This is a genomic window from Vicinamibacterales bacterium, from assembly GCA_036012125.1.
GTDB lineage: Bacteria > Acidobacteriota > Vicinamibacteria > Vicinamibacterales > UBA823 > UBA11600.
Genome location: DASCOS010000009.1, coordinates 182,119 through 202,472, shown reverse-complemented (window position 1 = coordinate 202,472; position 20,354 = coordinate 182,119). Strand labels below are relative to the sequence as shown.

The window sequence follows — 20,354 nt, the reverse complement described above, 5'->3', positions numbered from 1 at the left end:
TATGCCGACTCTTCTGAAGGAGCCCAGTGTTGTGAGTGCTGTGGAAAATCTTCCGAAACAGATTGAGGAATTTGTTGGAGCTGTCAACTCGGGTGACTTAAATGTCAGTGTTGCGCGCATGTGTTCTCCCGAGGGATGGTGTGAACCCGGGCAGCGGCCAGCGTTTCAGGAGATAACATTAGTACTCGATGGTATGGTTCGAGTTGAGTATGAGGGCGGAATAATCGATGTCTGTGCCGGCCAGGCGGTCGTGGCTAGGCGTGGTGAGTGGGTGCGCTACAGTAGTCCAGGGCCCGGTGGGGCCGAGTACGTAGCCGTATGCACACCGGAGTTTTCTCTCGAGAAGGTCAACCGCGACGCCGAATAGAAACATTTGGTGAAAGATAGAACCGATGTTGTGGCATGCATTCGGCTGATTGTGGAATGCCTCTGCTGCTATGGCTGTCGGGCCTTGTCGTTCTCGCCTTCGGCACATCGGTGGCAAGAATGGAAGCGACGCCATCCTCCCAGTTTAGTCCGTGTCCAGAAACCGTCAATTGCGTGTCGAGTGACGCGCGGGATATGTTGCACCGTGTGCCAGCATTCGACTTAGCCGCCGACGCTGACCTCGTGTGGGCTGGTGTTCGTTCAGCGGTTCAGGAAATGCCACGCGTCAGGATCGTGACCCTGACTGATAATCACCTGCATGCGGAGTGCCGGAGTGCGTTGTTCCGGTTTGTGGATGACCTAGAGCTTGAGCTGCGTGCCGAAAGCCGTCAGATCGCGGTGCGCTCAGCCTCGCGTACTGGCTCTTGGGACCTCGGTGTTAACCGCCGTAGAGTCGAGCGCCTGCGCGCTACTCTCAGAAATCAGCGACTCATTCGCTGACTGGCTCAGTGTTTTGTGTCCCTCGCATTGGAGCCTGTCTCTACCGTAGACTGAAGTGGGACGTTGGAAATTGCTTACCATTCCCAAGGGGCAATACTGAGGGCCACCGGAGTGAAACAGATGAATCAGAGCACGCGAGGAGCTTGGATTGCAGCGTTACTCTTTTGGGCTGCTACTACGACAGCAGCCCAGGATGTGTCGCCACTGACACGTGCTGAGGCTACTGGATTCATGGAAACGACCCGTTATGCTGAGGCTGAGGCATTTCTGCACGAGGTGGCTGACCGTTCCCCAGATATCACAGTGACCAGTTTCGGTTATTCAATGGAAGGCCGCACGTTGTGGTTGGCTGTAGTTGGCGACACGGACGGGTCGGCGGAGAGTGTACGCCGAACTGGAAAGACCCGTGTGTACATCCAAGCCAATATTCACGCTGGCGAGGTAGAGGGTAAAGAAGCGATGCTTTCTCTTCTACGAGAAATTGCCGACGGCACCTATGGCGACTGGCGTGAATCGATGGTCCTCCTCATTGCACCGATCTACAACGCTGACGGCAACGAGCGAATCGCGCTTACGAACAGACGCTTCCAACACGGACCGACCGGAGGCATGGGACAACGTCCCAACGCACAGGGCTATGACCTCAATCGAGATCATATGAAGCTTGAATCGCCTGAGGCGAGATCGTTAGCGCGGATGTTGCGTGACTACGACCCTCATGTGCTGATTGATTTACACGCAACGAATGGAACTCATCATGGCTACCATCTGACCTATTCACCACCATTGCACCCGAACACCGTTGAGCCAATTGTGAGCCTGCTTCGAAATCGTCTATTGCCGAGTGTGACGAAAGCCATTAAGGATCGTGATGGTTGGGATTTCTATTACTACGGGAATCTGCCGCGGGAGGGTTCGAGTCGGCAGCTCGGGTGGTACACGTTCGATCATCGGCCCCGGTTCGGAAATAACTACGCAGGCTTACGTAACCGTATCGGTATTTTAAGTGAGGTTTACGCGTATCTTCCTTTCGAAAAAAGAATTGCCGTAACGCGCCGGTTCGTTGAGGAACTCCTCTCCTACATCCACACTGATGGCCCGGAGATTCGTCAGATTGTCGCGGATGCTGACACCACGCCGCTCATTGGACAACAGTTGGCGGTACGAGTCGAATTCGAGCGGTCGGATACTCGCAAGGACATCCTTCTGGGTGAGGTTGCAACTGAACGGCATCCACTTACCGGCCGGCCGATGCTTCGGCGAATTGAACGACAGATTCCGACTCGGATGTACGAGTTTGGAACGTTTGCCCCAACGGAGACGGAACGGGTGCCGAGCGCGTACTATATACCTGGAACGCTCACCGATGTAATCGACCGTCTTCAGGCACACGGTGTCGTCATGACACAATTCGGCGTTCCGATTACGCGTGAGGTCGAGCGCTTCAAGATCGAGTCGTCGACTTTTGCCGAGCGCGAGTTTCAGGGCCATCGGGAACGAACACTCGAAGGCTTCTACCAGTTAGCAGAGGTTACGATGATGGCTGGCACTCGGATTATTCATCTCGATCAGCCGCTGGGTCGACTGATTTTTTCCTTACTCGAACCTCGCTCTGACGACGGCTTTGTTAATTGGAATGTGCTCGACGAGGCACTTAGTGATGCAGACCTATATCCAATCATGCGCTCGGTCCCGTGAGTGGTGGTAGAGGTTGTGAGTGGATAGGACGCGATGGTAATTGGGGAAGGTCAGCAGTGGAATCCTGATGAGTACGACCGAACCGCTCGGTTTGTGTCAGACCTTGGCGAAGACGCTTTGGCTCTTCTTAACCCTTCACCGGGTGAGCAGATACTCGATCTCGGCTGTGGCGATGGGGTTCTCACTGAACGTATCATCAAGGCTGGCAGCCGAGTGGTGGCACTTGACAGCAGTGCCGACCAAGTGTCGGCTGCTTGCAAGCGTGGTGTAGACGCACGGGTTGGTGATGCTACCTCCCTTGAGTTTAGAGACGAATTTGATGCTGTTTTTAGTAACGCTGCTCTGCACTGGATCAGGAACCACGATACGGTGTTGGCCGGTGTTTACCGGGCGCTACGGCCGGCCGGCAGGTTTGTTGCAGAGTTCGGGGGAGCGGGGAACATCGAGACCGTTCGTCTGGCACTTGTTGCCGCCCTTAATCGGCGCGGTTTCGACGGTCTCTCTTACGATCCTTGGTACTTTCCCAGTGTGTTGGAGTACTCGGAGTGTCTCGAGGGGCACGGTTTCACTGTCGACACTGCTGAACTCTTTGACAGGCCCACACGGATTACTGGAGACATAGGGGACTGGTTGGCGCTTTTTGGGCAGCATTTTTTCGCTGCGGTCGACGGTGATGATCGTGCCGCGGCTCTCAGCGAGGTCCGTGAGGCCTTACGCTCCCGTTTACAGGGAAGTGATGGTATCTGGACAGTCGACTACGTTCGCCTTCGCATCAAGGCCGTTAAAACTATCGACAGCACCAATTCAGTCGAACACCAGGAGTGAATTTGGCCGAAGTGGATTAACGCCTGAGTAGATCTTCAGAGATGACACAAATAGTTAAGACCTCGTTCCGCGTGGTAATTGCAATGACATTGGTGGTGTTCATCGGGGGCATGTGGCTGGCGCGTCGTGAGGCGAAAGAATTAGTCACGAGTTCTTTTGATAACCGGCGGCCGATTCTTGAGAAGCCATCTGATGTGGGCATAGACTACCGCGACGTGGAAGTCACCACTCAGGATGGGTTGCATTTAGCTGGATGGTGGATTTCATCGCAGAATGGCGCGGCACTTATTGTCCAACACGGCTACAAGATGAACCGTTCGGCTGAACTGCTCGGGATTGCAGCGTTACTGGCGAAACGTGGCTACGGTGTTTTACTTTCTTCCGTTAGAGCGCATGACGTTAATGGTGGCGAGGTGATTTCGTTCGGCCTTGAAGAGATGCAGGATTTAACGGCTTGGATCGAGTTTGTGCAGCAAGTTGACGGCGTGGATCCAGAGCGGATCGGTATATTTGGAAACTCCATGGGCGGGTCCCTTGCCATCCAAGCCGCCGCGCAGTCCACCGCGCTCAAGGCAGTGGTCGCGCACAGTGCGGTCGCTTCCATTCGTAGCACGGTCGAAACAAGCGTTCGTCACTTTACAGGACTGCCGCCTTTTCCATTTGCGCCAATGATCATGTTCTGGGTCGAGCGTGATTGGAACATCAACCCTAGCGTTCTTGATTTTACCCAGTGGATTGATGACCTTAGCCCGAGGCCGGTACTGCTGATGCAGGGTGGAGCCGATGTTGTGATCGAACCATCAAGTGGGCAGCTTCTTTACGATGCGGCACGTGAGCCCAAAGAGATCTGGTTTGAACCAACCCTCGACCATGTTGCGTTCTATGACGAGCGGCCAGAGGAGTTCGAGCGGAGGGTTGTCGGCTTTTTTGACCGTTACCTTCTCAGTCCCTCGGCTGAGTCCCTGATTCATTGAAGTTCCGTTAATACCAGACGCTAGGTGGACACTCTGTTCGCCTTTATGGTCCCATCGGGTCGGTAAAGTTAGGACTGGCTAAGGTCTCTTAATCGGGTTGTCGACTTGGCCTCCCAGAACCCGTGTGGTCGGCGAGGATCCTCTTCACTTCATCCGCGACATGTTGGACGCAGGTGTCGATCTGTTCCTGCCTGGTGCGGAAGCTAAGTACGCAGACTCGTGCTAAGAATCGGCCACCAGCGGTGCAGCCAGTCATCAGGATTTTTCCTCGATCTCGAACACGATCGAGGAGAACAGTCGTCGCCACATTCTGTTCGTCCAGCGTTGACCCGGGCCATTCTAGGTGAAAGGCGAACAACGATAACTGCGGCGGCGCATCCATGACGATGCCAGGAAGATGACCAATCCGACTAGCTGCCTTCAAGGCCAGCTCGCGTTTCTCGGACACTGCGGCGCGAAGCTTCTCGGTGCCGTAGAGTTGCACGGAGAGCCAAACTCGTAGACCGGGAAAACCACGCGACAGGTCTGGGCCGTGTTGACTTGGGTCGTAACAATTATCCGGATCGTCTGGCATTGCCGGCATGTAGTCGCCAGTGGCCGTGTGAACGCGGCGCAGAGCGGCGCCGTCGCGTACCAGTAAGGCGCCCGTCCCATAGGGTAAGAAAAGACCCTTGTGCGGGTCGAGCGTCAACGAGTCCGCGCGCTCGAGACCAGTAAGCAGTGGCCGAAGTTGCGGGCACATGTAAAAGAATCCCCCGTAGGCGCCGTCGACATGATGCCAGAGCCCCTCTTGGGCGCAATAATTCGCGATTACCTCGAGTGGGTCGACCGCACCCGTGTTGGTTGTACCGGCCGAAGAGACTACGAGGAATGGGTTGAGCCCTGCACGACGATCTGCCTCGATTGCTCGAGCCATTAGGTCAGTGCGCATTCGGAACTGTTCATCGACTTCGATGCGGTGTACCCGATCGGGCATGATACCCGCTAGGTTTGCGGACTTGGCCACTGAATGGTGAACTTGTGCCGACGTATAAATGACGCCGGGTCTGATATCCGCTCCGAGGTGCTTCTCTCTCGCGCACAGAATGGCGTTGAAGGTCGCCATGGAGCCGCCGGTTGTGAATAGTCCACCTGCTGATTCGGGAAATTGCATCCATTCCCGAATCCAACCGAGTGCGTTGGCTTCCAATTGAACAAGCGCTGGAGCGCTCCGCCAAATACCGGTGTACCGATTCGTGGTGTTCTGGATGAAATCGGCGATAGCAGCTGGATACAGGCCACCGCCAGGGATGTAACCCAAAAAGCCCGGGCCCGGGGTCGTCAAGGACTTGGGAATCCACTCGCGGAACAACTGTTCGAGAATTGGTTCAAACGCACTACCTTTCTCGGGTGCTGGTTCGAGTAACGTCCGGCAATAGGTATCCACGTCGACTTCACCAGATACAGGTTGCGATGCCAGACTCGTGATGTGCTCGACGGCACGCGCCAGCGTGGCATCACCCATCTGCCGCATCTCATCGGCCGAGTACTCAAGGTTGGCTAGATCCGTGTCGCCCTGGACATCAGTAGATGTAGAAGACATCGTCATCAGCGGTGGCCGCATCGTGAGAGGGTCATATTGGTAAACGGTTCCGGAAGCACCTCAAGATGGTTTTCAAGGAGTTCTTGCTGCGTAGCGCGGACGTGAGGGATTCTGTGCGATATTCCAGGCGACTTGGTGCACGAGTCTAGCGATGGTTTCGAGTTTCTGGTAGTTAATTTTTTCAGGCCGGTCGTAGGGTGTGTGGTAGTCGGGATGGAGTCCCGTGTGGAAAAAAATCGCCGGGACCCCATTCTGTAAAAATGGCCATTGGTCGCTGCGGCGCAACAAATTTGAGGCATTGTTGTCATACTCCATCTTCAATCTGAGTCCGTAAGCTTCGTTTGCTTCCTGTACTTCGGTTTGTAAGTCAGGGCTATAGGTGTAGCCCATGATGTTGACGGAATTCTCATTGGACTCGGCTGTTTGAATTTCTAGTCCATTGAAACGTCGACCGCCACCGACAGGCACCTCCTCGTTGCGCCCCACCATATCCATATTTAAGACTGCAGCGGTTTGGTCGAGCGGTACAATCGGTTGTTCAGTGTAAGCCCAGGCGCCAAGCAAGCCACGCTCTTCAGAATTCCAAGCCGCAAAGAGCACCGACCTTCGTGGCCGCATACCGTCAGCAGCAGCTCGCGCGAATGCCTCGGCGATTTCTAATAGTGCAACCGTGCCAGACCCATCGTCATCGGCACCATTAAAAACCTGCCCATTAGCGACTCCGTCGTGGTCGTAGTGTGCGCAGATAATGATCAACTCGTCGGACAGCTCCGGGTCAGAACCCTCAAGCATTGCGACTACGTTACGGTCCGGGATCACGCGGCGGTCCACGGTGGCAGTTATCTCTACCGTTCGCTCGGTCATTAGAATCGGTGTCACTCCGCCGTCGATTTCTGCTACCTCGCTCAGTTTCTCGAGGGTGTAGCCAGAGCTATGAATCAGTGTTGAGGCCACGGCAGGAGAAATCTGCGCGACCGGAATACGGACTTGGTCCGTCCAGGCCGACAACGTGTAGCGTGGTACTCGCCGCGGATTCACCGGCCAAGTGGAGTTAGCCTGTCTTTGGAAATTGTCAGGACCAGTGTGATTGTGTACGTCGGAGACGATCAGTAGAGCCACGGCACCTTGCTCCTGAGCGAAAAGTGCCTTCCGCAAGTTACGAGCCACTTCCGACCTGACGACACCGTCGAACACGCTGTTTTGGTCGCGCTCACCAGGCTCATGGTCAAAGACGAGGACGACTTTGCCGGCGATCGTGCCACCACTGTAGTCGTCGTGCCCGCGCTCTGGAGACACGATACCGAATCCAGCGAAAGCCAAATCACCCCGTGCTCGGCCACTCGCACTGAAGTTGAGTGGATAGTAGTCTTGGAGCAGTCGAAGACTGCGTTCGGAGTTGGCGTTATCGGCCGCGACCAGCAACTGGTTATTATCTGCGAGCGATGCTGTTGTCAGGTTGTACTCGTGGAAGAAGGAGCCATTTTGGCCAACCGGGGTCAGTCCCAGACGGTCGAACCGCGACTTAATGAACTCTGCCGCCAACCGGTTTTCCGCCGTGGCGGCGAGCCGTCCCTGCATGCTGTCTGAGGCTAGAAAGAACAAGTCAGCTCGCAGTTCGGATTGACGAATCGAATCGTTCTGAGGGGCCTCCTGTTGAGCTAGGAGCACCGGAATCGCCAGTAAGGTCAACACAGCGAGAATTGGTTTCATCTCGTCTCCTTCCGGAAGGCTCAAAGTATACCCCGACCGTTTAGGCTGAGACCTTACTGAACCGCCTGGAATAGTTCGCTTACGGTGAGGCTTTCCTGGCCCTACGTATGCATTCTTACTTGGTCAAAGGAAGTGGAGCGCTCCTGCAAAACCATGATTCTAGGGCTTTTCGTGCTAGCATCAAGGCCCTGCAGGAACATTGTGACGATACGAATCTCCCACGTGTTTCCGCTGTTCAAGCTGCTGCTCGTAGTCTGGTTTCTTCTGCTCGGTGGGTCAGGATGTTCAGAGAATCCGCCGCTGGAGTTGTTTGATGTCACCGAGAAGTCGATTGAGGAGCTCCAGGTGGCAATGGAGACCGGGGCCGTGACGTCAGAGAAACTCGTCGAAATGTATTTGGCGCGAATTGAGGCATACGATCAACGCGGCCCAGCGATCAACAGCATCATTGTCCTAAATCCTGAAGCTGCCGAGACAGCACGCGCGCTCGACGAAGAACGGCAGGTCTCTGGCATCCGTAGCCCCCTCCACGGAATTCCGGTGTTAATCAAGGACAACTACGACATGGCGGGTCTACCGACAACGAACGGCTCGATTGCAATGGCCAGCGTGAAACCGCCCGACGATGCTTTCCAGGTGCGCCGATTGCGGGAGGCCGGTGCGGTGATTCTTGGCAAGACCAATCTCCACGAGTTCGCGCGTGGAATCACAACTGTCAGTTCACTTGGGGGACAAACTCGGAATCCATATGACACGTCCCGAAATCCAGGTGGTTCGAGCGGTGGCACGGGTGCGGCCATAGCCGCAAGCTTCTCAGCAGCGGGCATGGGCAGTGATACCTGCGGGTCCATTCGTATTCCATCGATGCATAACAATCTTGTTGGACTTCGAGGGACCGAGGGTCTGTCGAGTCGCGATGGCGTTGTTCCCCTCTCGCACACTCAAGACATCGCTGGCCCCCTCACGCGTACCATTGCCGACCTTGCCATTATGCTGGATGCAACTGTGGGAACTGATCCTGCCGACTTGATCACCCTTGATGCTGACAGCCAGATCCCCTCCACCTACACCTCCTCGCTCAACGCTGATGGCCTAGACGGTGCCCGGCTTGGGTTATTAACGACGCTTGTTGTACAGGAGCCTGCGGACCAAACCGTAGCGGACGTCATTACCTCGGCCGTCATCGACCTCGAGCGGCTTGGCGCGACTGTGATTGAGGTAGATATTGATGGTCTAACCGATCTTCTTGACACCTATGTGGTGTTAAGTCACGAATTCAAGTTTGGCCTTGAGGCCTATCTCGCGGCAATCCCTGACTCGCCAGTCAGTTCACTGACGCAAATCCTCACCGATCAACTCCATCATCCATCCGTTCGCGAACGGCTTGAACAGTCGAACGCCGTTGAGTCGCTTGACACCGATGAATATCGGGAGGCGCTAAGTCGGAGGGAAGTCCTTCGTCTCGCCGTGTTTACCGCCATGGACGAATTTGAGATCGATGCACTGGTCTATCCTACGCTGCGCCAACAGGCGGCGCGCATCGGTGAGCGGCAGGGCGGGGACAACTGCCGATTGAGTGCGCAATCCGGTCTCCCAGCGATTACAGTGCCTGCTGGGTTCACTACTGACGACATGCCAGTGGGATTGGAAATGCTTAGCCGCCGATTTACCGAACCGAAACTTATCGAATTCGCTTACGCCTTCGAACAGGGCACGAAACATCGACGACCACCATCGTCGACACCACCACTCCCCTAGGTCTCAATTTTTTCGCTAAATTCAACAACTGAGCCACATCATTGCATTTCTAAATCCTTTATGATTACTAATTAGAATAGATTGTGTTTGGCGAGACGCGCGGATTCCCTAGCTCGGTCGATATCAATTAACATTGAACGGCGGCTCTTTGTAGTGTGCGTGGGAGAGTGTGTCGGTAAGGAGAGGTGCTCGTGGGCAGAGCGTGAACAAACCCGAAAAAGGAAAAGGAAGTTGAAGACGGCGATGGAACGGTTGGCAGCGGTTTTGTTGGTAGTAGTCACGGGAATTGGCTTAGAGGTATCGGTCGCAGCACAACCATTTCAGGGTGGCAATGGCAACGGGAAGGAGGCTTTGTCCGATGCAATCGCCGAATCGATTGACGACGGACCAGTGATCGATGGCCAGGTCCTCGAAGATCCAATTTGGGTTGCCATCGCGCCGGTCACCGGATTTACCCAAACTACCCCAGAAGAAGGCGCACCAGCATCTGAACGGACTGAAGTCCGCATCGCCTATTCCGCCAACACGCTATTTTTTGGAGTGATCTGTTACGACAGTGATCCGTCGACGATCATTGTTTCGGATAGTCGTCGGGATTCGCCGCTCAGTGAGACCGATAGCTTCCAGATCATTCTCGACACCTACCTCGATCAGCAGAACGGTTTTGTATTTGGCACCAATCCTTCCGGTCTCGAGTACGACGGTCAAGTTACAAACGAAGGTCAGGGCACTGGAAGGTTTGGCGGCGGAAGCGGCGGCGGCGGCGGTCGGCAGCAGCAAGGTTCGGGGCAGGGCCTTAACATCAACTGGGACGGTTCATGGGAAGTTCGTACTCAGGTCACTGACTTCGGTTGGAGTGCCGAATTTGCGATTCCGTTCCGAACACTACGATACCCGCAGGAGGCGCTTCAGACCTGGGGATTAAACTTTCAACGGAACATTAGAAAGCGAAACGAGAGAGTGTTCTGGTCGCCTTTACCTCGCCAGTACAATCTTTACCGTCTGTCTATGGCCGGTAGGTTGACCCAACTGCAGGTGCCGCCCCAACGAAATTTGAACATTGTGCCCTACTTGCTTGGCAACGCCGCTCGCTCGGCTAGTGCTACCAACGGTATGCCAATAGTTGGCGACGTCGGGTTCGATGTGAAATACAGTGTTACCCCAAGTCTAACGCTAGATGCGACCTATAACACCGACTTCGCACAAGTAGAAGTAGACGACCAGCAGGTCAATCTAGACCGGTTCAACTTGTTCTTTCCTGAAAAACGTCCATTCTTTTTAGAGAATGCGGGGTTGTTCGGAGTCGGCAACGCCGGAACGACGGAGTTGTTTTTTAGTCGTCGAATCGGTATTGGTCCGAACGGGATGGTGCTCCCTATTCTTGGTGGTGCACGACTGTCAGGTCAGGTGGGTGGGAACGTGAATGTCGGGCTGCTCAGTATGCAGACCGAAGAAGTTTCTGGTGTCGCACCATCGAACAATTTCACGGTAGCGCGAGTTCGCAAGGACCTACCCAACCGGTCGAATGTCGGAGCTATTTTGGTCAATCGTCAGGCTTCTGGCGATCTGGCCAAATCGGACGATCACAACAGGACTTTCGGTATTGATGGCCGATGGGGGATCGGGCAGAACGCAACCATTAATGGTTTTGCGGCGCGCACAGAAACGCCCGGACTAATTGGGCTTAATCATGCTTATAGCGTGAGATACGCATACAACTCGCAGGCGTGGCAACACGACTACAGGTATGACGAGGTCGGAAAGAATTTTAATCCCGAGGTCGGGTTTCTCAGGCGCACAAACTATCGCAGCTTCAATGGCCGTGTGAATTACACTTTTCGGCTAGGTCCAGACGCACCGTTCAATCTACACGAACTTCGACCGCATGTGAGTTCGAACTTCTTTTGGGACTTCAACGGCTTCTTGGAAAGTAGTCGCACGCACATCGATAATCACTGGGAGTTCAAGAACGGGACTCAAATACACAGCGGTATCAACCTCACGACTGAAGGTGTCACAGAGGCCTTCAAGATTATGCCTAGTGTAATTGTTCCACCGGGAACCTACGATCACCAAGAGATTCAGCTTGTCGTCATGACGAACCAGGGTTCAGCGTTGAGTGGGCAGTTGTATTCATGGGTGGGGGGTGCTTTTGGTGGAGAACGGGTCACGATCCGGCCATCGGTCCGCTATCGGGTAGGCGATTCATTTAATACCGAGTTCAGTCTCAGTCGGAACGCCTACGATCTACCCGGCGGCAAATTTGTGACGAATCTCATAATTGCCCGTACGTCGTACTCGTTCACCCCCCGCGTGTTTATCCAGAGCCTGCTCCAGTACAACGACAAGGCTGATTTGTGGTCAAGCAACCTGCGCCTTGGAATTCTTGGCCAAGCCAACACTGGGTTGTTTCTTGTGTATAACGATACGCATGGTCTCGGTAGTGTAACTTCAGAAGTAGCAGGACGCAGCCTTACCCTGAAGTACAGTCACTTCTTTGATGTATTCCGGTAGTGTGCTGAGGTGCTGATGCGAGTTCAGCGTGGATCCTTGCGTTACACTGCCATGATCACGTACCGTCTGCCGATATGACTGTGAGATCGTCCGGCCCTTGGATTGAAATGCACGATGAAGACATACCTGCCCTCGAACCAGCGCTTCGTGATCTCTATAACAAGTTACGGGATCCACGTGGCCACGTTGACAACATCCTAAAGATTCATAGTCTCCACCCTGCATCATTGCAGGTGCATTATGAGTTCTACAAACTAATGATGCTGGGTTCATCACCGCTCACCAGGATTCAACGGGAGATGATCGCTGTCGTGGTGTCAACCGAAAACGCGTGCCATTATTGAATTCGCCATCACGCAGCGGGTCTGCGTCGGCTCACTCGTGACGACAGCTTGGTCGAACAGTTGACAGACGACTATCGTGAAGCTGACTTGTCCCAAGCTGATCGCGCTATGCTCGACTACTCGGTTGCACTAACCCGCGAGCCATGGGCGGTCCGGAAGGTTGATGTTGAACGTCTGCAAGCTGCTGGGTTTAGTGACCGTGCGGTATTGGACGTCAACTTAGTAACTGGCTACTACGCATTCGTAAACCGACTAGCCGGCGGTTTGGGTGTGCCACTTGAGGAGTTCTGGAATGCCGACAAGACGACGATCGAGAAAACCTAGCCGGCAGTTTCAGGGGCTTGTGCGGCTATTAACCATGGTCGTGCTAACCGCGCATCCGGCAGCCGCTCATTATCAAATTGATACTGGTAGCGACGTCGACCTAGCGGGTGTTTGGCAAGCCGAGAACTATATCCTCATGGATGGCACTGAGCATCCGGTGGTTGGCAAGATCTTCTTCACGGAGGATGACTGGACCGTACTGTTTTTCGTTCTCGACGAGTCCGAAGTACCGAGACGTGGCTCCGGAGAAGGCGGTACGTTCACTTTGACTGGTGACCAATTAGTACTTACACTCCGATACCACCTGTCGGCGGGTGAGGCGATGCCTGGGCTGGCGGCGAGCGAACTAAGGATGGTGGCGCGTGGGCCGGGTATCAGCGCACCTGAGGAACCGTGTCAAGTGATACGCAACGGCAATCGGCTACAGCTGAACTTTCCGAGCGGCAACGCGATGACGTTCAACCGGCCGATGGAAGTCCGCTAGTAGTGTCCCGGTGGTTCGCGGCTGAGTCAGGACTTGAAGAATTCCTTCTTGAGTCTCAGTAATAGCGGAATTGAGAACAGTACTGACACCAGGTTCGGAATAGCCATGAGGCCGTTCAGTGTGTCGGCCACACTCCAGATAAGTTCTAGTGAACCGGTTGCGCCCAGGTAAATAAAGACTAGCCAGAGAATCCGATAAGGTAGGGCGATCTTAGCGCCGAACAGATAGACGATGCCGGTTTCGCCGTAGTAGCTCCATCCTATCACCGTCGAGAAAGCAAACAGCATGATGCTACTGGTAACAATGATGTTGCCGAAGATGCCCGGTAACCCAGAGCGAAACGCCTCGCCCGAAAGTGCAGCGCCAGTCATGCCCTCGATCTGCCAGGTGTCGGTAACCAGAATGGCCAGCCCGGTAATGGTGCAAACGAGGACCGTATCAACGAATACCTCGAAGATGCCGTAGAGTCCTTGTCTCACAGGGTGGTCAGTCTTAGCGGCCGCGTGCACCATCGGAGCGCTACCTAGGCCCGCCTCGTTAGAGAAAAGTCCGCGTGCAATACCAGCCCGCATCCCAGCGCGCACGGTCGCACCGGCAAAACCACCAGTCGCGGCTGCGCCATTGAACGCGCTCTCGAAAACGAGTGCGACAGCACCAGGAAGGTCGGCATAGTGGAGCAGAAGGATCAGTAAACCGCCGCCGAGGTAGAGCAGGCTCATGAATGGCACAAGCACCTGTGTTACCTGGCCGATTCGCTGGATTCCACCAAGGATAACTGCTCCTGTCAGTGCCATGAGGACGATACCGGTAATCCTCTCATCGACACCAAAGCTAGATTGCAGACTGTCGGCCACCGAGTTCGCCTGCACCATATTGCCAATACCGAACGCAGCCATTGAAGTGAGCAGTGCAAAGATTCCGCCCAGCCACGGCAGCCCGAGTCCTTTACGTAGCGTATACATGGCGCCGCCACGCATGGTGCCAGTGGCATCAGGCTCCCGATAGTGCAACGCGATTACAATCTCTGCGAACTTCGTGCACATACCAAGTAAACCGGACAGCCAGAGCCAAAACAGTGCACCGGGACCACCCAATGTCAGAGCGGTAGCTACACCCGCGATGTTGCCAGTACCAACGGTCGACGCCAATGCGGTGGACACCGCTTGGAACGGACTTACGTCACCGGTTCCCGCAGTCCGCTCCGTGAGTTTTCCCAGCACCTCTTTAAGCGCAAAGCCCAAATACCTGAACTGGACGGCTCTTGTTAAAACCGTCAACACTGCGCCCGTACCCATTAGAAGGATGAGCATAGGCGTGCCCCACACATAGCCGTTTAACCAGGTGTTGGATTGTTCGATCGTTTCAAGCATCGTTTAGGGTGTCCTTCCGAAGGGTGAGTATATCCCAGCTCACCTTTCCGGATGACTGTACCGTGTAAGGGCCCGAAGTCGAGGATTACCCGGCCAAGAGCATTGCGAGGAGAGCCTTTTCAGTATGGAGCCGATTCTCAGCCTGGTCAAAAACCACCGACGTTGGCGCCTCGATGACCTCGTCCGTGACTTCTTCGCCGCGATGCGCTGGCAGGCAATGGAGAAAAAGCGCGCCTGGCTTCGCCTTGGCCATCAGTTCAGTGTTCACTTGGTAGGGGAAAAATGTGTTTTGCCGTAAACGAGATTCATTTTCTTGGCCCATCGAAGTCCAAGCATCGGTGTAGACTGCGTCGGCGCCGGAGACTGCCTTGTGTGGGTCGATAAATTGCTCGACCGAAGCCGAGGCGTTACGGCCGATGGCCTCATCAACGACGCGATCAGATAAACCATATCCATCTGGTGATGCGACTCGGATCCGTACACCGAGCATGGCGCTGGCTTGCACTAGTGAAGTGGCGACGTTGTTGCCATCGCCGACAAAGGTCAAGACCCGCCCAGCCAGAGTGCCCCAGTGCTCGCGCAGGGTCATCATGTCAGCAAGTGCTTGGCAGGGATGCTCAGTATCACTGAGCGCGTTGATGATGCGAAGCCGGGTTGTTGCGCGGGCGGCTTCTACAAGGCGTTCCTGCTTAAACGTTCTGATGATTGCCGCGGCTACCCACCGCTCGAGATTTCTCGCCACGTCGGCCATAGTCTCGCGCTTGCCCAGTGTTTCGTCGACGCTGGGATTTATAATTTCTCCGCCTAACTCACGCACCGCGATCTCGAATGTTGTGCGGGTACGGAGTGAGGGCTTGTCGAACAATAACGCGACATGCTGGCCCGCCAGCAGGCTTGCCGTAGGCGCACCCTGCCCCTCCGCACGCCTCCGCTTGAGTTCTGCGGCTACGTCAAGGCAACGCTCCAAGTCGGCGTTGGCCAGGTCAAGAATCGAGAGAAAATCTTTCTTCATCGTCGGATAATCACGTCCGGTATTCTGAATTAATTCGTACGTACTCAGCACTGAGATCACAGGTCCATACAGTCGCTTCGTACGCTCCGACTCCGAGGCCAACCTGAATCTTGATATCTGTCCCACGCAAATATTCAGCAGCCGTGGGCGCAGCTTCGTCGAATGGATGACCATGTTCGAAAAGGATAGTGTCACCGATCTGTACAGTGGCACGCGCTGGATCGAAGGTAACACCCGCTCGCCCTACCGCAGCGACCAAGCGTCCCCAGTTCGGGTCGCCGCCATGTAATGCTGTTTTAACTAGTAGAGAGTTGGCGAGTGTTTTCGCGGCACGTCTAGCCTCGTCAGTTGTTTGTGCACCGTGTGCCCGGATGGTGACTAATTTATTGGCACCTTCGGCACCCCGGACGATCGCCACGGCGAGTTGTCGAGCCACAGTTTTCAGCGCGTCCACAAATATGGGAAAAGAATCTTTGTCAATCTCAATGTTGCCAGCACCACTCGCGAGTGCGAAGACGGAGTCATTGGTCGAACACTCACCATCCACGGTAATGGCGTTAAAAGTGTCTGCGACCGCGTCAGTCAGCGCTTTTTGCAGGTCCGGAGCGGTGATTCGGACATCTGTTGCTAGTACGGCCAGCATAGTCGCCATATTCGGTTCGATCATGCCGGCACCTTTTGCCATGCCGCCGACACGAAACTCACCGGTGTCAAGGTCTACCCTTATGGCCGATTCCTTAGGACCGATGTCCGTCGTCAAAATGGCCCGAGCGGCATCGTCATGACCCTCCCGGCTAAGTGCTGTCGTTGCGTTTGCGATTCCGCTAGCGACCCGGCGGCCATCAAGGTTGACGCCGATAACTCCTGTGGACGCGATGAGAACATCCACCGGATCGCACCCCAAGCACTCCGCGCCCGCGTTGGCCATCGACTGAGCAACCGCCAGCCCGTCTTCACCGGTACACGCGTTCGCACAGCCACTGTTGATGATGACTGCGCGGGCCCTGCCACTACTGGTTCTAAGATGTGATTTGGAAACTAGAACGGGGGCGGCTGCCACGAGATTCGTTGTGAAAACCGCTGCGGCGGACGTCGGGATTCCGGCGTCGACGATTGCAACGTCCAAGCCAACGGGTTTAATGCCACAGGCAACGCCAGCCGCGCGGAATCCGGCTGGTGCAGTGACCCCACCTGCAATCCAATCATTGGTACCCATTACAGAGTTGTTTGAAGGGTCGTCGTTTCAATCATGACGCTCTAGCTTCGGCCTCGGCGACCGCCGCTTCAAGAGTAGCGAGCGCCGTAGAAAGTTCATCTTCGGTAATCGTGAGTGGCGGCAGTAGGCGAATGACGTTTCCCGCAGTCCGATTTATGAGGAGGCAGCGTTTGAGCGCGGCCGTCACAATAGCGGTTGCATCAGTATTGCCGTCAATCTCGATACCCCACATCACGCCCTCACCACGAATGTCGATGATAGAGGGATGCCGGTTAGCTAGCTCTTGTAACTGCTGGTGGGCGAGAGCACCGATCGTTACAATGTGCCCGAGTAAGCCTCGGTCCATCAACTCTTCAAGGAAAACGAGAGCGGCTCGGCAAGCTAGGAGGTTTCCTCCGTAAGTACTCCCATGATCGCCGTAGGCGACTGCTGCCGAAACGCGCTCTCCCACGAGCGCTGCCCCAATAGGAACGCCAGCTCCAAGTGCCTTCCCGACCGAGATTAGATCAGGCCGGAGATCTAACGCCTGGAAGTAAAAGGGCCGGCCGGTTCGGCCAAGACCGCATTGCACCTCGTCGGTAATGAGCAGTGCGCCGGTGTCATCGCAGGCTTTCTGTATGGTACGAGCGATGTTCTTCGAGAGCGGCCGGACCCCTCCTTCACCCTGAAGTGGTTCGACTATGACAACTTGGGTATTGGTCGAGATCGCCTCGGTCAGCGCAGCGGCCTCTCTGGGCACGAACCTAACGCCTGGCACGAGGGGCTCGAACGGCCTTCGATAACTTTTCTCCCACGTAATTGACAGTGCACCAAGTGTTCGTCCGTGGAACGAGTTCTCAAGTGCTACGACCTCGGTCCGCGACACATCACCTTCGGTGTGCCAGTAGCGGCGCGCGAACTTAAGGCATGCTTCTACCGCCTCAGTACCACTGTTGCAGAAGAACGATCGAGGAAGTCCCGAGAGTTCAGTCAACCGTGCTGCCAGCTGTCCCTGAAGTGGATGGTAGTAGAGGTTCGATGTATGGAGTAGCGCCTTGGCTTGTTCGTCGATAGCGGCAGCAAGCCTTGGATGTGCGTGTCCCAGGGAGGCTACTCCGATACCGGACACCAAATCGGTGTACTCCTGACCTTCATCGTCATACAGATGAATACCGCGACCTCGTGAGAACACAATTGGCGTGCGTTTATAAGTTTGTAAAATGTGAGTCGCTTCAGTGTCGAGGACGTTTCTATTCGTCACGACCCGCCCCCTTCTTATTCGTTTTCTTCGTCAAAGCAGAAGCCTGCGGATTCGTGGGCCCATCACCCGCGGTAATCACCGTTCCCGGTAAGAGGTCGAGGTCGTTGGCTCGTCGACCGTCGGCAATGATGACGCTATTGACACCGTTCCGGCTTGCCAGCCGGCATGCGTCAAGTTTAGCCACCATCCCGGCGGTGATGTCACCGCTCGCCACAAGTTGTTCAACGTCGGCATCGTCAAGCCTTATCAATGACTGGCCATTACTATCCAAAACACCAGCCGTTGCACCCAAAATGATGAGCTGGTTCACCTCCAGGTTCACTGCTAGTTGAGCGGCGAGCATGTCGGCGTTCACGTTAAGTAGCTGTCCATCTTGAGTAACGCCAATGCACGCCACGATTGGCGTGTAACCCGCTCGTCGCAATCGGTCCAGCAATCGTGGAGCCTCCGTTGGCAGTGGCTGGCCCACCAAACCAAGGTCTGCGGTATTCCCGTCAAGCGCGCGGTATGGACTCGCGCGGCGGCAAAGACCGATTCGGTCATCTGCTCCGGTTAACCCGACGGCAGGAGCACCGGCTCGGGTAACTGCTGCCACGAGTCGGGTGTTAACCCGACCGGCCAACACACCAACAACGACATCGAGCGTTGCTTGATCCGTAATGCGTAAACCATCCACCACCCGTTTATCAAGGCCCGCCCGTGCAAGCTCAGAGTCGATTTCGCGACCACCGCCGTGTATAACGACTACCGGACGTTGAGCCGCCGCTTGGGCAATCAGAGTGGCTATGCCATCCAGTCCTTCGCTCGTGTCGATCAGCTCTCCACCAAGCTTCAGCACAAGCGGTCCCACGTCGACACCTGAAAGGGACTTGGACACTGTAACCTCGGTTAGAGCAACCCATCGCGCTCGTCGAAGCCGAACGCGAGATTGAAAGCCTGGACGGCCTGGCCAGCTGCACCCTTAACTAGGTTGTCCAAACAGGCTACAAGGACCAGTCGGCCGTCGTCAGAGACTGACCATCCAATGTCACAGAAATTGGTGTGGGCAACATCCTTGATTTCCGGTAAATTCGTGCCGCGAAGTCGGACAAAAGGGCTCTCACGATATGCTTCGTGGAGTGCCAGACCAACCTCATCGGCGCCCAGTCCTGGCCTCAACCGACCGTATATCGTTTCCAGAATGCCCCGGTCTAACGGGACCAGATGGGGTACGAAGGTGACGGTCTTCTGCAGTTCCTGCTCAATCTCGGCAGCGTGGCGATGTGAAAAAATGCCATAACTCGCAACGTTACCGTGGCATTCCGAGAAATGGGTTCGTTCACTCGGTGTTTTGCCGGCACCAGAAAGTCCAGATTTCGCATCAACGACGAGATCGTCAGCCAATAAATCGGCTGTGATCAGTGGGCGGAGCGCCAAAAGAGCCGCTGTCGGGTAACAACCAGGACATGCGATGAGCGTCGCATCACGGAGCGCATTTCCACAATGTTCCGGTAAACCATATACCGCTGTGCTAGCCACGGTATCTGATGCCGCCGGATACCACTTGGCGCGCTGTTCCGAATTACGTAGACGAAACGTACCGGAGAGGTCGAATACTCGTACCCCGCGATCAACTAGTACAGGAACAACTTCAGCGGTGACCGGATCGGGTAGCGCTAGAAAGGCGGCGTTTGTCTTTTCGGCAAGCTGGTCGACCGAAAGAGGGACGAGTTCACCGTCCCAAATGCGTGCCATCTTGGGCAGTGATGTTTGTCCCGTTCCAGAGGACATCGCAGTTGTTAGTGTCACACGTGGGTGTCCAGCTAGAAGTGCGAGTAACTCTTGACCCACGTAGCCGGTGGCGCCAGCCAACCCAACCAGAACTCTTTGCATATTCATCCAAGTAATGTATATTTATACAGACAAGTGTATATGTATACCAAATTGTAGCCGTTACGGTCAATAAAAGCAGCACATTTTTGTTTCTTGTTAACGAATAGCTATGAAGCAATTTCGCCAAGCAGCAATCGTTGAACTCGTGACTGGTGAGGCCATTCACAGTCAAGAACTTCTACGAAAACGTCTCAAGCGACGGGGATTCGATGCTACTCAGGCCACACTTTCACGTGATATTAAGGAGCTTGGACTTGTCAAGCGCGCAGCGGACGGTGCCTATCAGCGAGCCGATGTGGTGCAGATGCAGACCATGGGTCCACGCGCCGATGTACAGCGCGCCGTGGCTGATTATTTGAAGCGTGTTGAACGGGTTGAGCAGATGATCGTCCTTAAGACTGACCCAGGTGAGGCACAGCTGTTGGCATTAGCGATTGATCGGGCTACTTACGACGAGGTGGTGGGTACCGTTGGAGGCGACGACACGATATTAGTGATCGCTCGTCATCGCCGAGCCGCGGCTGAAATGGTTAAGCGATTCGAGACCTGGGCCAAGGCCTGAGG

18 protein-coding genes are annotated in these 20,354 nt (G+C 55.1%); 10 read left to right on the top strand and 8 right to left on the bottom strand.

What is annotated here, in order from left to right:
- Position 1: 1 nt before the first annotated feature.
- From QGH09_03810 to QGH09_03790, 5 genes are all read left to right on the top strand, one after another.
- A complete protein-coding gene (locus QGH09_03810) occupies positions 2–367 on the top strand; it encodes a hypothetical protein (protein HJO17309.1) in 366 nt (121 codons plus the stop codon).
- A 56-nt stretch (positions 368–423) separates the two neighbouring features.
- Positions 424–867 carry a DUF1499 domain-containing protein gene (locus QGH09_03805; protein ID HJO17308.1) on the top strand — a complete coding sequence of 148 codons (444 nt, stop codon included), beginning with the start codon at positions 424–426 and terminating at the stop codon, positions 865–867.
- A 120-nt stretch (positions 868–987) separates the two neighbouring features.
- Positions 988–2,565: a M14 family metallopeptidase gene (locus QGH09_03800; GenBank protein HJO17307.1), complete on the top strand. Its 1,578-nt coding sequence runs from the start codon at positions 988–990 to the stop codon at positions 2,563–2,565.
- A 33-nt stretch (positions 2,566–2,598) separates the two neighbouring features.
- Positions 2,599–3,390, top strand: coding sequence for a methyltransferase domain-containing protein (locus QGH09_03795; GenBank protein ID HJO17306.1), 792 nt, complete (start codon positions 2,599–2,601; stop codon positions 3,388–3,390).
- Positions 3,391–3,431: 41 nt separating this feature from the next.
- Positions 3,432–4,364: an alpha/beta hydrolase gene (locus QGH09_03790; GenBank protein ID HJO17305.1), complete on the top strand. Its 933-nt coding sequence runs from the start codon at positions 3,432–3,434 to the stop codon at positions 4,362–4,364.
- 88 nt (positions 4,365–4,452) lie between these two features.
- On the opposite strand, the gene QGH09_03785 is transcribed toward QGH09_03790, so the two are convergent.
- Positions 4,453–5,946, bottom strand: coding sequence for an aminotransferase class V-fold PLP-dependent enzyme (locus QGH09_03785; GenBank protein ID HJO17304.1), 1,494 nt, complete (start codon positions 5,944–5,946; stop codon positions 4,453–4,455).
- Positions 5,947–6,018: 72 nt separating this feature from the next.
- The gene (locus tag QGH09_03780) at positions 6,019–7,656 is read right to left on the bottom strand and encodes a M28 family peptidase (protein HJO17303.1); all 1,638 of its coding nucleotides are present in this window, start codon (positions 7,654–7,656) and stop codon (positions 6,019–6,021) included.
- A gap of 201 nt (positions 7,657–7,857) precedes the next feature.
- Here QGH09_03780 and QGH09_03775 point away from each other — a divergent pair, with 201 nt between their 5' ends.
- From QGH09_03775 to QGH09_03760, 4 genes are all read left to right on the top strand, one after another.
- Positions 7,858–9,414, top strand: coding sequence for an amidase family protein (locus QGH09_03775; protein HJO17302.1), 1,557 nt, complete (start codon positions 7,858–7,860; stop codon positions 9,412–9,414).
- 231 nt (positions 9,415–9,645) lie between these two features.
- Entirely contained in the window at positions 9,646–11,928 is a 2,283-nt protein-coding gene (locus tag QGH09_03770; protein HJO17301.1) for a DUF5916 domain-containing protein, read from the top strand.
- A gap of 107 nt (positions 11,929–12,035) precedes the next feature.
- The gene (locus tag QGH09_03765; GenBank protein HJO17300.1) at positions 12,036–12,596 is read left to right on the top strand and encodes a peroxidase-related enzyme; all 561 of its coding nucleotides are present in this window, start codon (positions 12,036–12,038) and stop codon (positions 12,594–12,596) included.
- Positions 12,565–13,080, top strand: coding sequence for a hypothetical protein (locus tag QGH09_03760; GenBank protein HJO17299.1), 516 nt, complete (start codon positions 12,565–12,567; stop codon positions 13,078–13,080). Before QGH09_03765 ends, QGH09_03760 begins: the two co-directional genes overlap by 32 nt.
- A gap of 26 nt (positions 13,081–13,106) precedes the next feature.
- On the opposite strand, the gene QGH09_03755 is transcribed toward QGH09_03760, so the two are convergent.
- The 6 genes from QGH09_03755 to argC form a co-directional block, all read right to left on the bottom strand.
- Positions 13,107–14,450 carry a sodium:alanine symporter family protein gene (locus QGH09_03755; GenBank protein HJO17298.1) on the bottom strand — a complete coding sequence of 448 codons (1,344 nt, stop codon included), beginning with the start codon at positions 14,448–14,450 and terminating at the stop codon, positions 13,107–13,109.
- Positions 14,451–14,535: 85 nt separating this feature from the next.
- Complete coding sequence (argF, locus tag QGH09_03750; GenBank protein ID HJO17297.1) at positions 14,536–15,462, bottom strand: ornithine carbamoyltransferase; 927 nt, start codon at positions 15,460–15,462, stop codon at positions 14,536–14,538.
- A 10-nt stretch (positions 15,463–15,472) separates the two neighbouring features.
- Positions 15,473–16,678, bottom strand: a complete 1,206-nt coding sequence (gene argJ, locus QGH09_03745) for a bifunctional glutamate N-acetyltransferase/amino-acid acetyltransferase ArgJ (protein ID HJO17296.1) — start codon at positions 16,676–16,678, stop codon at positions 15,473–15,475.
- A 31-nt stretch (positions 16,679–16,709) separates the two neighbouring features.
- Positions 16,710–17,918, bottom strand: coding sequence for an acetylornithine/succinylornithine family transaminase (locus QGH09_03740; protein HJO17295.1), 1,209 nt, complete (start codon positions 17,916–17,918; stop codon positions 16,710–16,712).
- On the bottom strand, positions 17,908–18,795 hold the full coding sequence (gene argB, locus QGH09_03735; GenBank protein ID HJO17294.1) for an acetylglutamate kinase: 888 nt from the start codon (positions 18,793–18,795) through the stop codon (positions 17,908–17,910). The genes QGH09_03740 and argB overlap by 11 nt, the downstream gene beginning before the upstream one ends.
- A gap of 11 nt (positions 18,796–18,806) precedes the next feature.
- Positions 18,807–19,790 carry an N-acetyl-gamma-glutamyl-phosphate reductase gene (gene argC, locus QGH09_03730; protein ID HJO17293.1) on the bottom strand — a complete coding sequence of 328 codons (984 nt, stop codon included), beginning with the start codon at positions 19,788–19,790 and terminating at the stop codon, positions 18,807–18,809.
- A 109-nt stretch (positions 19,791–19,899) separates the two neighbouring features.
- Between argC and argR the strand changes: the two genes are divergently transcribed.
- Positions 19,900–20,352, top strand: coding sequence for an arginine repressor (argR, locus tag QGH09_03725; protein HJO17292.1), 453 nt, complete (start codon positions 19,900–19,902; stop codon positions 20,350–20,352).
- The last annotated feature ends 2 nt before the right edge of the window (positions 20,353–20,354 follow it).